The sequence below is a fragment of the Parabacteroides gordonii MS-1 = DSM 23371 genome, assembly GCF_000969825.1.
GTDB lineage: Bacteria > Bacteroidota > Bacteroidia > Bacteroidales > Tannerellaceae > Parabacteroides > Parabacteroides gordonii.
The window spans coordinates 76,777-90,788 of record NZ_KQ033922.1; the positions used below are offsets into that span (position 1 = coordinate 76,777).

9 protein-coding genes are annotated in these 14,012 nt (G+C 39.4%); all 9 read left to right on the forward strand.

Translation table 11 applies throughout. The features are described 5' to 3' along the window. Window positions 1-25 precede the first annotated feature (25 nt). The 9 genes from HMPREF1536_RS25800 to HMPREF1536_RS25840 all read left to right on the forward strand — a co-directional run bounded on the left by HMPREF1536_RS25800 (window position 26) and on the right by HMPREF1536_RS25840 (window position 14,004). On the forward strand, window positions 26-1,621 hold the full coding sequence (locus HMPREF1536_RS25800) for a RagB/SusD family nutrient uptake outer membrane protein (RefSeq protein ID WP_028727443.1): 1,596 nt from the start codon (window positions 26-28) through the stop codon (window positions 1,619-1,621). A 752-nt stretch (window positions 1,622-2,373) separates the two neighbouring features. After that, entirely contained in the window at window positions 2,374-3,519 is a 1,146-nt protein-coding gene (locus HMPREF1536_RS25805) for an AAA family ATPase (RefSeq protein WP_028727442.1), read from the forward strand. Between the two features lie 288 nt (window positions 3,520-3,807). Continuing rightward, window positions 3,808-6,771 carry a SusC/RagA family TonB-linked outer membrane protein gene (locus HMPREF1536_RS25810; RefSeq protein WP_082207475.1) on the forward strand — a complete coding sequence of 988 codons (2,964 nt, stop codon included), beginning with the start codon at window positions 3,808-3,810 and terminating at the stop codon, window positions 6,769-6,771. Window positions 6,772-6,797: 26 nt separating this feature from the next. Then, window positions 6,798-8,267: a SusD/RagB family nutrient-binding outer membrane lipoprotein gene (locus HMPREF1536_RS25815; protein WP_028727445.1), complete on the forward strand. Its 1,470-nt coding sequence runs from the start codon at window positions 6,798-6,800 to the stop codon at window positions 8,265-8,267. Window positions 8,268-8,299: 32 nt separating this feature from the next. Further along, on the forward strand, window positions 8,300-8,803 hold the full coding sequence (locus HMPREF1536_RS25820) for a lipid-binding protein (protein ID WP_028727446.1): 504 nt from the start codon (window positions 8,300-8,302) through the stop codon (window positions 8,801-8,803). A gap of 415 nt (window positions 8,804-9,218) precedes the next feature. After that, the gene (locus tag HMPREF1536_RS25825) at window positions 9,219-10,382 is read left to right on the forward strand and encodes a site-specific integrase (RefSeq protein WP_028727447.1); all 1,164 of its coding nucleotides are present in this window, start codon (window positions 9,219-9,221) and stop codon (window positions 10,380-10,382) included. 226 nt (window positions 10,383-10,608) lie between these two features. Further along, on the forward strand, window positions 10,609-11,880 hold the full coding sequence (locus HMPREF1536_RS25830; protein WP_028727448.1) for a replication-associated recombination protein A: 1,272 nt from the start codon (window positions 10,609-10,611) through the stop codon (window positions 11,878-11,880). Between the two features lie 130 nt (window positions 11,881-12,010). Next, the gene (serC, locus tag HMPREF1536_RS25835; protein ID WP_028727449.1) at window positions 12,011-13,078 is read left to right on the forward strand and encodes a 3-phosphoserine/phosphohydroxythreonine transaminase; all 1,068 of its coding nucleotides are present in this window, start codon (window positions 12,011-12,013) and stop codon (window positions 13,076-13,078) included. A 2-nt stretch (window positions 13,079-13,080) separates the two neighbouring features. After that, window positions 13,081-14,004: an NAD(P)-dependent oxidoreductase gene (locus HMPREF1536_RS25840; protein WP_028727450.1), complete on the forward strand. Its 924-nt coding sequence runs from the start codon at window positions 13,081-13,083 to the stop codon at window positions 14,002-14,004. The last annotated feature ends 8 nt before the right edge of the window (window positions 14,005-14,012 follow it).

Sequence of the window (14,012 nt, forward strand, 5' to 3'; positions counted from 1 at the left end):
TATAAATCAGTAGAAAATTACAATTATGCTAAATAAAAAACTATATAAAAATATATCAGTTGTAGCATTAGGCGCAGCCTTAATTTCGCTACCCTTATTCACTGCTTGCGAAAGTGATGTAGTGGATCTGTCGCCGGTCGATAAGTTCTCGGATCTGACCGCTTACGGTACTCCCGAACGATGTGAGTTATCAATGATCGGAGCCTATGATGCAGCTCAATGCGGTATGTATATCAATTCCACTAATGGTTGGCAACGTGGTTATCCTTTCGGAGCTGCAAGTATACAACAAGGTGAAATGAGAGGCGAAGACATGAACTTGACTGCTCAGTTCTATGATTATACATACTCAGCTACTTATAACCTGTCTACGGCGAATAATGTTGCTATGTGGGAGACTTCTTTTGAGGCCATCAACCGTTACAACACAGTAATGGCTGGTCAGGAATATGCCGGAAGTAATGGTATACTCACTGAAGCACTGGCTAATCAATATAAAGGAGAATGTTTGTTTTTACGTGCTTTGACATATCATAATTTGTTGATTCATTATGCACTTCCTCTCAATATCGATGGTAATAATAATTATGGTTTACCGATTTATACAACAGCATTCAATACTCCGGAGTCTATTCAGGAAGGTTTGAAAATCGGTCGTTCTACTGTGGCTGAAACATATGCGCAGATCATAAAGGATTTGGATGATGCAGAGCAGCTTTTGCCCGATCTTATTACAGCCAGTAAAATATCCCGTGCGTCTAAAGGTGCTGCAATAGCATTGAAGACCCGTGTTTATTTGCACATGAGAAGTTGGGATAAGGTAATTGAGGAGGCAAAGAAACTGGAAGGTGGACGTTTCCAGTTGGAAGCAGATCCGGCAACTCCGTTTACTTCAAGTTCAGATAATAAAGAATCAATATTTTCGATAGAAAACAGTACGGAAGACAATCCGGATGTAAACGGTTCTTTAGGTCAGATGATGTCGGGACGCGATGGCGGTCGTGCAATCATAACTTCATCTCCGACTGTCTATAATTCAAGCTATTGGACAAAAGATGACAAACGTCGCAATTTGCTGTTGTATCGTGCTTCTGACGATTATTATTATTGCGATAAATACCAGGATCCTACTTCTCAGGATGCTTGGGCTCCGCTCCTTCGCTATGCAGAAGTTCTGTTGAACGAGGCAGAAGCAGCCGCACGCGCTAATAATAAAACATTAGCTCTCGAAAAGTTGAATGAAGTACGCGACAGATCATTAGCAAATCCGGCACAAGAAAGTTATAAAGCTTCGGATTTCGCTGACACAAAATCTCTTGTAGAAGCGATCTTGTGGGAACGTCGTATTGAATTTCATGGCGAAGGTCGTCGTTGGGAAGACATTCACCGTTTAGCAAACGATGATATAGCTCCTTCGGGTGGTATTCCTGCTAAGATAGAATACAACAACTGTAAAGGTAAAGGTGTATTTGTTGTCAACAGTGAAATTAAGCCGGAATGGTATAGCTCTAGTAAAAGATTTATCCCATATACAGATAAACGTTTTATCTGGCCTGTTCCATTGAATGACATCTTAAGAAACCCGTCACTGGCAAGTCAACAAAATGCCGGTTGGGAATAAAAATATTACTACCAGATAAGGTGAACCCCGATAGTCGATTCTGATTATCGGGGTTTATTATACTTGTACAGCTAAGTGTCAAAACAAAACTGTAATTGCATTATAGCAAGCAAAATGATTTTTATTATTGATTTTGTATAACAAGCATAGCGTTTAAATTTAGCATTACAGAAGACTTCGGAATACATTAATTAACATATTTGTCTAAAAATACATCTATTCTGATTTATTTAAAGAAAACCGAACTTCGTTTAAAACGAAATTATTTTTTGTTTTAAACGAGATTAAGTTCCATTTAAACCGAGATTTAGTTAACAAGTGTTTATTGTTATCTTTTTTGAAGCTATTCAGCACCCCAAAAGCATGTTGAACAACATTTTTACTCTCTATATCAACACAAAACAGCTTTATATATATAATATCATATTTACTAATATTTCAGGATATATTCAACTTGTTGTTTTATGATGTTTCAAAAATGATTTTATAATTATGTTTTATAGAGTTGATAAAGTGCTAAATGTTATTTGTAAAGTGGCTGACAATCGCATAAAAAATAATAAGTCTGGTTTATTCCTCGCACAGTCATTCTACAAGCAGGTTGAATTGACATTTTGATATTTATGAATGGTGTGTTTACAACAAGAATCAGACTTTATAAATGAAATCAACAAATTTCAAATCGATTGATTTGAAATTTGTTGATTTCATTTGTTTAAACTATCTTTGTTTTCATCAAAACATAGATAGTTATGGATACTCCTTTTGTATATGGCCGTATAGCGGACAAAGAGAATTTTACTGACAGAGAGCAGGAAGTCAAGCTGTTAACACAGAATTTCAATAGTTTGATCAATACTATTATCATATCTCCGCGTCGATGGGGTAAAACTTCTTTAGTCAATAAAACGGCACAAATATTACTGGATTCAAGCAAAGATTACTATATCTGTCATGTTGATATTTTTAATTGCCGGACAGAAGAAGAGTTTTATATAGCTTATGCTAATGCATTGATGAAAGTTTCGACTTCTGCCTGGGAAGAATTTGTATCCGGTGTCAAAAAATATTTGGGAAGAATGGCACCAATCGTGTCATTATCAGATACTAGTCAAACCTATGAATTATCATTTGGTATAAATTTCAAGGATAATAAATTGACTTATGATGAAATACTGGATTTACCGCAAGCTATTGCCAACGATACCGGAAAAAAAATAATTGTATGTATTGACGAATTCCAGAATATCAATGAATACGAAGATCCTCTGGCTTTTCAACGTAAGTTACGTGCTCATTGGCAAAAACATTCTTCTGTCTGCTACTGTCTCTATGGGAGTAAGCGGCATATGTTATTGGATATTTTTAATGACTATAGCATGCCTTTTTACAAATTCGGAGATATTTTGTTTCTACACAAAATAAGTAGAGCTGATTGGGCTCCATTTATTTCTGCACGTTTTACTGATACAGGTAAAAGTATCTCTGAAGATTTATGTAACACAATAGCAGCCAGGGTTAAAGATCATCCTTATTATGTCCAACAATTAAGCCAGCAGGTTTGGCTCCGAACAAAAAAGCAATGTTCTGAAGATATAATAAATGAAGCCTTTTTGAGTTTAACAGCTCAGTTAAGTCTTCTGTTTGCCAATATAATAGACAGCTTAACATCAAAACAGATAAACTTCTTATTAGCAGTAGCAGATGGTGTTGTCAATTTTTCTTCAAAAGAAGTATTGACTAAATATAAATTGGGTACATCTGCTAATATCAAGAATTTGAGAAAAGCGACGTTGGAAAAAGACTTGATTGATATTTTGCCGGGAAATATTACCGAAATACAAGATCCTATTTTTGAGTATTGGTTGAAAAATATTTATACGACTGCATTTAGATAATTAATTACAGGTTTTACTGAAGATAAATAACGAATTTTCCCCTAAAGAAGTAGTCTTAAAACCCATCAAAAAAGAGTAGAATTTGAGTATTAGATATAATGATACCCAATTTTGCTCTTTTCTATGGTGTAGGATATAAATTCCTGATAATAAACATTTTAAATATTATCTTATATCAATATCCAGCTTAGAAACAATACTTTATTTCCATTATAACCACTATTACATAATGTGGTATAAATAGTTGATACACAGTATATTGATGAAAGACGTAGTTCTGCAAAGACTCTGGTAGTTTCTTACGTAGGGATGAAGAGTCAGGAAGTAGCTGTTAAGCCAGTTATTAATATTAGATTAATATCTGATACTCAAAATCTGGATGAGGTAGTGGTAACTGCTATTGGTATGAAGAAACAGGAGAAAGCGTTAGGGTATGCTGCTTCTACTATCAAAAGCGAGGAGTTGAATGCTGCAAAGTCCGGATCTGTAATGGCAGGGTTGACAGGTAAGGTTGCCGGTTTGAATATTACGAATGGTGGTGGAACCGGCTCTTCCCAAAAAGTAATAGTTCGCGGTATCAGTTCGTTTAGTGCGAATCAACCTCTTTATGTTGTGGATGGCGTACCTGTTATGAATGATTTCCAGGGTGAGGATTCATTCTCAAACTCGGTAGACTTTGGTAATCAGGCGAATGATATCAATCCGGAAGATGTTGAGTCTGTAACAGTCCTGAAAGGCGCTTCTGCAACAGCTCTTTATGGTAGCCGTGCAGCTAATGGTGTTATCATGATCACAACAAAGCGTGCCGGTGCAGAAAAACTATCTGTAACTTATGATGGTTCTTTCATGGGCTCAAGTGTATTGCGCGTACCGCAAACCCAGGATCGTTTTGGTCAGGGATGGGGCTCTTTCGGACCAATGGAAAATGGTTCATGGGGACCGGTTCTGGATGGACGTGAACATATGTGGGGACCTTTCTCCGATGGTTCTGAAGGGTTGTTGACCCCATTGTCCAAACCTTTCTCTTATGTGAAAGATAACCTTCGTAATTTTTATGAAACTGGTTTTGAAACGAACAACAATGTTTCGATACGTATGGGTAATGATAAACTCGGTTTGGTTGCTTCTTATGGTAATGTAAAGTCAGATGGCGTATTGCCCGGTGATGCCGATTCATACGCTCGTAATACGATTTCGTTGAGAGGTAATATGAAATATAAACGTTTCTCCGCCGAATTGAATTTGAACTATGTTCGTAAAGATATCACACAAGCTGCAGCAGGGCAGGGTGATGATGGTGCTACTATGTTTACGGAAATATTGCAGCATGCAGTAGACGTAAATATAAGTGGTATGAAAGATTATACGAACCCCTATTTTAATACGGATAACTTTTATACAGCATATGCTGAAAACCCTTATTGGGTATTGGATCATAACCGTAATACCTATCAGGATGACCGTGCTTATGGTAAGATCGAACTGGCTTTTGAAATTATGTCGGGTTTGAAAGCCGTAGGACGTTTAGGTGGTGATTTTACGAATGCTACTCAAAAAAGATGGAATGAAAAGATCTCATTTGCTTCGGGTTCCTGGAGTGAGCTGGGAGGTAAGAAAGAACAACCTGGTACCTATACAGAGCGTCGTGATAAAGTGGAACAAATCGATGCTACGGCCTTTTTGAATGCAGACTACAAAATAGGTGACGATATTTCTGTGAATGGTTTGTTAGGATGGAATTTGAATCAGCAGACCAATTCATATTTGAAGTCTTATTTGTATGGTTTGGAACAACCCGGATGGTTTAATTTGGCTAATGGTGTTGATAAACCAATGACTACAACCTCTTCAGAAAAACGTCGTCTCGTCGGTTTGTTTGCACAGGCTGAGGTGGGATATAAGAACTTTTGGTTTGTGAATGCTTCTATACGTAATGACTGGTCTTCTACTTTGCCGCAGGGAAATAATAGTTTCTTCTACGGAGGCGTAAATACATCTTTGATTTTTACCGATCTGTTTGAAGACTGGAAGTCTGATATTCTGAACTTTTTGAAAGTGCGTGCAGCATGGGGACAAACCGGTAATGATGCTCCTATTTATCGAACCAACAGTTATTTTACTCCGACCCAGATCAGTTTAGGTTTTGGTGATTTGTATTTGCCTATAAACAATACATTAGGTTTGACTGAATATAATCGTTTGCCCAGCAAGGACCTTCGTCCGGAGATTACCACTGAATGGGAATTTGGTTTGACAACTCATTTATTTGATAACCGTTTGGATATTGATGCGGCATATTATAATAAAAATACGAAAGATCAGATTATTTCGGCTAGTTTAGCTCCTGAATCCCGTTACACTTCGATGACAAGAAATGTGGGTAAGATTGCTAATCAAGGTATTGAACTGGCAGTAAACGGAACTCCTATCCGTACAAAGGACTTTGAATGGGGACTGGGATTTACTTTTAGTAAAAACTGGAGTGAAGTGAAGGAGTTATGGGATGATGTGAAAGAATATAAGCTGACAAGTTCTTATCAGGTGGATTTCGTAGCGGAAGTAGGTCAGCCTTTAGGTGTTTTCAAGGTGCCGGCTTTAGCTAAAACGGAAGATGGAAAGGTGATTGTGAATAACAATGGTATGCCGACAATCGATGCCAGCAAGAAAGATGTCGTAGGAACGTCTGCTCCTAATTTCCTGATGGGATTCAATACACATTTTACCTGGAAAGGTATCACGTTGAGCGCTGTTTTAGATTGGCGTGATGGTGGTGTATTTAATTCATATACTGCTCAATTGTTGACATTTGCGGGTAACTCGACTTATACGGTGTTTAATAATCGTGAACCTTTTGTTGTTCCTAATTCCGTGAAAGTCGTAAACGGGCAATATGTAGAAAATGATATTCCAATCGTGCATTGGGGAGGAGCTTCAAGTGCTGTCAACAGTTATTATAATAATGCTTCTAATTATGACCAGTATAAAAACTGGGTATTACCGAAAGATTACCTGAAATTGAGAGAAATAACACTTTCTTATACATTGCCGAAAGATTGGTTGAAACAAACTCCGTTTACGCTTGTTCAATTGAGTTTGATAGGACGTAACTTATTTATGTGGACTCCGAAAAAGAACAATTATGTGGATCCGGAAGGAACTAATTATGGTAATGATATTTTGTCTGAAATCGGTGAATTTGGTGCGGCTCCTACAAATCGAACTTTTGGTGGTGGCGTTAAAGTTGCATTCTAACTAAATAACTTAAAAAGTAAAGATATATGAAAAGATTCAGTTTATTATATATAGGGTTGGTTAGTTGTTTGATGGCGACAACCTCTTGCTCTGATTATTTGGATATCAACCAGAATCCTGAATATCCAACGGAAGCCTCTTCTTCTACTTTGCTTCCTTCCGGTATTGCCGGGGTGGCCAGTATTGTAGGGGGAACTTACGAATTGTATGGCAGTATGTGGTCTCAACAATGTACACAAGGTCATACTTCAAACCAGTATAATACGTTGGTTAATTATACTATAACTAATGCTTCTGATTCCCGCTTGTGGTCTATTCCTTACTCTATTGCTCTTCCTGATTTAGATTTGGTAATCAAAGGTTCTACTGCTTCGGAAGAGTGGAACTACTGGGTGATGGGTAAGACAATGACTGCATTTATGTATCATATCCTCGTTGATTCTTATGGTTCTATTCCTTTTACGGAAGCTATAGCCGGAAATGATAATACGACTCCTAAATATGATGATAGCAAGACTGTTGTTTATCCGGGATTATTAGCAATGCTGGATGAAGTAATAGCCAAGAAAGCGGAAGCTACTGCCGGTGGGTTACCGACAGTAACGAAACAGGATTTGGTATTTGCAGGTGATGTCGATAAGTGGATTCAATTTGCAAAAAGCTTGAAGTTAAAATTGATGATGCGCGATTTCGATACGAATAAAGCTGCTATCAAAGCATTGTTGGATGAGGGTGATTTATTGGGTGTAGATGCAAAAATGGATTGTTTTCAGGATCTGGAAAATAAATCGAATCCGTTGTATGAGAACGATCGCCGTAAGCTGAATTCTACTGTGAATATTCGCGCATGTGCAACTGTATGCGATTATCTGAAGAAATATAACGATCCTCGTTTAAATGATTTCTATTCTCTAAATACAGATGGCTCGGGTGAAACGACTGCTCTGAAATATGGCGACCGTCCTAACTCTGTGGAGTTAACTACCCGTATGGTTTCAGTAGCGAAATTGTCTCCAACAGATGCGGTCTATTTCATGTCGGCAGCAGAAGTCGCTTTTTTGCAAGCTGAAGCTTATGCACGTTTAAATGATGCCGCAAAAGCAAAAGAGGCTTATGACCAAGGTGTAAGTTTAGCATTTGAACGTTGGGGGTATTCTGCTGCTGACTTTGTTGCCGATGGAGCACCTTATGCTTTTAACAACACTGATCTGAACTCCATGTTAACTTCCATACTGACTCAAAAATGGATTGCTTCCACACGCTGTCAGGCCTGGGATGCATGGTTTGATATCAACCGCACCGGAATTCCGGTTTTAGGTACAAAACATGTGGATGAAGAAGGATACGTTTGGGGCGAATTGACTCCGTGCATCGGTTCTGCTTTAGCACCGGGAGAATATCCCCGCCGTTTATTGTACCCCAAGAGTTCGTCAGACTACAATCCTAACACTCCGAGTGTAGTTCCATTGTCTGAAAAGCAATGGTGGCATAAATAAATATCTATATTAATCAGATAAATAATTAAAGTATGAAACAGATATATAAATTATTAATTGTCCTGTTTGCATTAGCAACGCTGTCTTCGTGCGAGACTTATGGAGACTATGAGATTGAATATACGGCTATTTATCCACTATGTGGAGAGTGGGTTGTAAACGTTACCGGCGAAGACGGTGCGGTTTTGGCAGAAGGTTTAACGTGCAGTACGTATAATACAACAGATGATGCAACTGATAAAATGTGGATCAAATTAGGAGCTGCGGCTAATGATTGGGGCGTACGTGGTAAAGTACATTGTGATGTAGCCTCTAAGGCATTTGACGGAAATAGTATTCCTAACTTGCTTCATGCTACTGACGGTGTAAATTCGACGGTCACTTTTAATATTACCGGTAAAGTCGTTGTGGATGGGTATACAACTCAAGCTAATACAAAAGCAGACGCAATTGAATTTATGCTGACTCAAAGTACGGGAAAAACGGTTACCGTTAAAGGCTTCCGTAAAACCGGCTGGGAAGGGGAAGATTATTAATGAAAAGAAGCCTTTTGAATTAAAGTTGCTTTACGTATATATATTATGATGTATTTGTCAGGTTGTTGCAGTTTATCGCAACAACCTGATTTTTTTTCTTTCTATCACAAAAAAAATAACTCTTCTATGTTTCACTTTTTGAACCAATTATGTTTTGGGTGATATTATGTTTCCTTTTTAGGTTGTTACTTCTTGTTTTTTGTTTTTTATGATTGGTAAGTCTCTTTTATCTTTGTAGACTCATAGTCGAAATGAGTAGCTTGGATCGATTGTTTTTTAAGGTGGGGTAGAAGCAGGATTTTGTCCTTTCTGAACTCCGGTAAATATGTAATAACAAACTTTTAGTTTGTCTTATACGAAAGAAAGAACTTATTATCGTTCCTTCGTGTTTCATTCAGAAAATAAAATATATATCATGGAAAAAGTAATTTACAACTTGGTGTTTAACCGTAAGAAGCTGTTAAACTCAGAAGGGAAAGCTTTAATTCAGGTGGAAGCCTATCTGAATAAGCAGAAGAAGTATTTTTCAACAAAGGTTTATATTAAGCCTTATCAGTGGGACGCAAAGAGGAAAGCTGTAAAGAATCATCCGAATATGGAGTCTCTGAATCAGTATTTGTCTGATTTTGTTGCAGAATTAGAGCAGCTGGAGCTTGAAATAGCCCAAAGTAACAAGGAATTTTCATTGAATGATCTGAAGGAGAAACCAGAGACTGGCCAGATTTCTTTTTCTCAGTTTATGCAAAATGAGATCAAGCAGAGTAATCTGAAACCGTCAACAATGAAGAATCATTTTTCTACATTGCAGGTTCTTTCTTCGTACAAAGCTGAAGTTAGTTTTAACGACTTGAGTTATAATTTTCTTTGCGATTTTGAACACTACCTGTTGGTAAATAAGTATCATCGGAATACGATTGCCAAGCATATGAAACATCTGAAGCGGTATATCAATCTGGCGATCAATAAAGATTTATTCGATCTGCATCGGTATCCTTTCCGTAAATATAAGATCAAATATATGGAAAGTAAAAGATCGCATCTTACTCCCGAGGAACTGGAGCAATTGGAAAGCCTTAACCTGAAGGGACGTCGTACGCTTCGGCGCACGTTGGACATGTTCCTGTTCAGCTGTTATACTGGACTCCGTTTTTCGGATATAGTGAGCATCACGAGGGATAACTTCCATTGTATAGATGATAAAATATGGCTGGTCTATTCTTCCGTCAAGACGGATGTGAATGTTCGTCTGCCTCTTTTCCTTTTATTTGAAGGAAAATCTCTGGCTATTTATGAACGATATAGAAATAGTCCGTGGGAGCTGTTTGAAGTGCCCGCTTCGGCTAATTCAAATATCAACAAGCAGCTCCGCCGCCTTGCCAAGATGGCCAATATAGATAAGAAAGTCTCATTCCACACTGCCCGGCATACGAATGCTACCTTATTATTATATAATGGAGCGAATATAACGACTGTACAGAAGCTTCTCGGACATAAAAGCGTGCGTACAACGGAAATATACAGTAACATTATGGATATGACGGTTGTACGTGACCTTTCCAGCCTGAGTGGCATCAAGTAATTGCATAAAAATGGCATTAGGGAACGTAGGGAATATAGCGTAGATTTTTTCTGTGTTCTCTAATGCGTGTTGACAAAATGACATCTTTTCTTCTTCTCTCTATAGGTGTGCTCTCGGTGTGCCTTTCTTTTTGTTATAAAATACTGCTCTCAAACATTAGAATTCCTATATATTTTTACGGTGTTTATGCTTTGAAAAGTAAATAAAATATCCGACTTTTGTCTGCATGATGAGTCAACCTTTAGCAGAAAGATTACGTCCAAAGACGTTGGATGATTATATCGGACAGAAACACCTTGTCGGACAAGGCGCTGTGCTAAGGAAAATGATCGATGCAGGCCGTATCCCCTCATTTATTCTTTGGGGACCTCCGGGAGTGGGGAAGACGACACTCGCACAAATCATTTCCAATAAGCTGGAAGCTCCTTTCTACACATTGAGTGCGATTAGTTCGGGAGTAAAGGATGTACGTGAAGTGATTGAAAAAGCAAAAGGTAACCGCTTTTTCAATACCGTATCTCCGATTTTATTTATTGATGAAATACATCGTTTCAGCAAATCGCAGCAGGACTCTTTACTGAATGCAGTAGAAACAGGAGTCGTAACATTGATTGGAGCAACGACCGAGAACCCTTCTTTTGAAGTGATCCGCCCGTTATTATCCCGATGCCAGGTGTATGTGTTGAAATCGTTGGATAAAAGCGATCTGCTTACTTTATTGAATAAAGCAGTCAAAGAGGATATTATACTGAAGGATAAAGATATCCGGTTGACAGAAACAGACGCTATGTTGCGCTATTCCGGCGGGGATGCGAGAAAGCTTCTGAATATTCTGGAACTGGTTGTCTCGGCTGAGGAAACAGAAACGATAGAAATAACGGATGAGAGAGTCGTAGAGCGTTTACAGGAGAATCCGGCTGCCTATGATAAAGGCGGGGAAATGCATTACGATATTATCTCGGCTTTTATCAAATCAATTCGGGGAAGCGACCCCGATGGTGCGATTTACTGGTTGGCCCGTATGGTGGCAGGAGGGGAGGATCCCGAGTTCATCGCCCGCCGGCTTGTCATTTCGGCAGCGGAAGATATCGGGTTGGCTAACCCGAATGCCCTGTTACTGGCAAATGCCTGTTTCGATGCCCTGAAGAAAATCGGTTGGCCTGAAGGAAGGATCATTCTGGCGGAGACAACGGTCTATCTGGCCAGCAGTCCTAAAAGCAATTCGGCTTATATGGCTATAAACGATGCCCTGGCACTGGTGGAACGTACCGGTAACCTGCCTGTCCCGCTTCATCTGCGCAATGCACCGACCGCATTGATGAAGGAGTTGGATTATGGCAAGGAATATAAATATGCACATGATTATAAAGACAACTTTGTTAAACAGGACTATTTGCCTAAAGAAGTACTCAATCAGCGTTTCTGGAAAGGGCAGAATAATCCGGCAGAACAAAAACTGGTCGAGCATATGAAAAAGCTATGGGGTGATCGGTTTTAGTGATAAACTGTCTTTGGTGGGCTAATAATTCTTACGAATTGATTGTATATTTAGAAAAAAGGTGTACATTAGCCGCCTGTTTAAAAAAATACGTTACTTAAATAATATATAACATTAAAAAGAAATTGATATGAAGAAGCACAATTTTTCTGCAGGACCTTCTATTCTGAGCGAATACACGATTAAGAATGCAGCAGCAGCTGTTGAGAATTTCGCAGGTACAGGGTTGTCAATTCTTGAAGTATCTCATAGAGGTAAAGAGTTTGTTGCAGTAAACGACGAAGCCAGAGCATTGATTAAAGAATTACTGGATGTTCCGGCTGGTTACGAGGTTGTATTTCTGGGCGGTGGCGCCAGCATGCAGTTCTGTATGGTTCCTTTCAACTTGCTGAATAAGAAAGCTTCTTATCTGGATACAGGAACATGGGCCTCTAATGCGATCAAGGAAGCTAAATTGTTCGGTGAAGTAGACGTTGTTGCTTCTTCAAAAGATGCTAACTATACTTTTATACCGAAAGGCTATCAGGTTGCTGAAGACTCAGACTATTTCCACTTCACATCCAATAATACTATTTATGGAACGGAAATGCGTTATGATCCGGATATGAAAGTTCGTTTGGTTTCAGATATGTCTTCCGACATCTTCTCTCGTCCGATCGACATCTCCAAATATGACATTATCTATGCCGGTGCCCAGAAGAACCTGGCTCCTGCCGGTGTAACATTAGCTATCGTACGTACGGATGCTTTGGGACATGTAGACCGCGCTATTCCTACTATGCTGAATTATAATACGCATATCAAGAAAGACTCCATGTTCAATACGCCTCCCGTATTCCCTATTTTTGCCGCATTGCAAACATTGAAATGGTATAAGGAACTGGGCGGTATAGCAGCTATCGAAAAGATGAACCTTGAAAAAGCAGCTATCCTGTACGATGAGATCGACCGTAATAAGTTGTTTAAAGGTACTGCCGCTGTCGAAGACCGTTCTATCATGAATGTATGCTTCGTAATGAACGACGAATATAAAGAACTGGAAGAAGAATTCAGCAAATTCGCAGCAGCTGCCGGTATGGTAGGTATCAAGGGACACCGTTCAGTAGGCGGATTCCGTGCTTCTCTTTATAACGCAATGCCTAAGAGCAGTGTAGAAGCGTTGGTTGCTACAATGAAAGAATTTGAAAAACAGCATTGATCATGACAAAAGTATTAGTTGCTACAGATAAACCTTTCGCTGCGATAGCAGTGAAAGGTATCCGTGAAGTAGTGGAAGGTGCAGGTTACGAACTGGCTCTTCTGGAAAAGTATACGGACAAAAGCCAGTTGCTGGATGCCGTTAAGGATGCTAATGCAGTAATCATCCGTAGTGATATTATCGATGCTCCGGTATTGGATGCTGCCAAGGAGCTCAAGATCGTTGTTCGCGCAGGTGCCGGTTACGATAATGTAGACCTGGCTGCCGCTACGGCTCATAATGTATGTGTAATGAACACGCCGGGACAGAACTCCAACGCTGTGGCCGAACTCGTTTTCGGTATGTTGGTGTATGCTGTCAGAAACTTTTATAACGGAACATCGGGAACTGAACTGATGGGCAAGAAGCTCGGTATTCTGGCCTATGGTAACGTAGGACGTAACGTAGCCCGCATAGCCAAAGGATTTGGCATGGATGTGTATGCTTACGATGCTTTCTGCCCCGCAGACGTTATCGAAAAAGACGGTGTAAAGGCAGTTGCTTCTACCGCCGACCTGTTCAAGACTTGCCAGATCGTATCTCTTCATATTCCGGCTACTGCTGAAACAAAAGGTTCTATCAACTTCGAATTGATGAGCTCGATGCCTAAAGGCGCTATCGTTGTGAACACTGCCCGTAAGGAAGTGATCGACGAAGCCGGCCTGGCTAAGATGATGGAAGAACGTCCTGACTTTAAATATATCACGGATATCAAACCGGCTATCGATGCCGATCTGACTGCTAAATATCCGGATCGTTATTTCGGAACACCGAAAAAGATGGGGGCACAGACTGCCGAAGCGAATATCAATGCCGGTATTGCAGCTGCAAAGCAGATTGTTGACTTCCTGCAGAACGGAAACGAAAAATTCAGAGTAAATAAGTAAATCCGCAA

Coding starts and splice junctions, on each gene's coding strand:
- HMPREF1536_RS25830 (WP_028727448.1), top strand. CDS start 10,609: ATGATGAGTCAACCTTTAGCAGAAAGATTACGTCCAAAGACGTTGGAT.
- HMPREF1536_RS25800 (WP_028727443.1), top strand. CDS start 26: ATGCTAAATAAAAAACTATATAAAAATATATCAGTTGTAGCATTAGGC.
- HMPREF1536_RS25805 (WP_028727442.1), top strand. CDS start 2,374: ATGGATACTCCTTTTGTATATGGCCGTATAGCGGACAAAGAGAATTTT.
- HMPREF1536_RS25825 (WP_028727447.1), top strand. CDS start 9,219: ATGGAAAAAGTAATTTACAACTTGGTGTTTAACCGTAAGAAGCTGTTA.
- HMPREF1536_RS25840 (WP_028727450.1), top strand. CDS start 13,081: ATGACAAAAGTATTAGTTGCTACAGATAAACCTTTCGCTGCGATAGCA.
- HMPREF1536_RS25815 (WP_028727445.1), top strand. CDS start 6,798: ATGAAAAGATTCAGTTTATTATATATAGGGTTGGTTAGTTGTTTGATG.
- HMPREF1536_RS25820 (WP_028727446.1), top strand. CDS start 8,300: ATGAAACAGATATATAAATTATTAATTGTCCTGTTTGCATTAGCAACG.
- serC (WP_028727449.1), top strand. CDS start 12,011: ATGAAGAAGCACAATTTTTCTGCAGGACCTTCTATTCTGAGCGAATAC.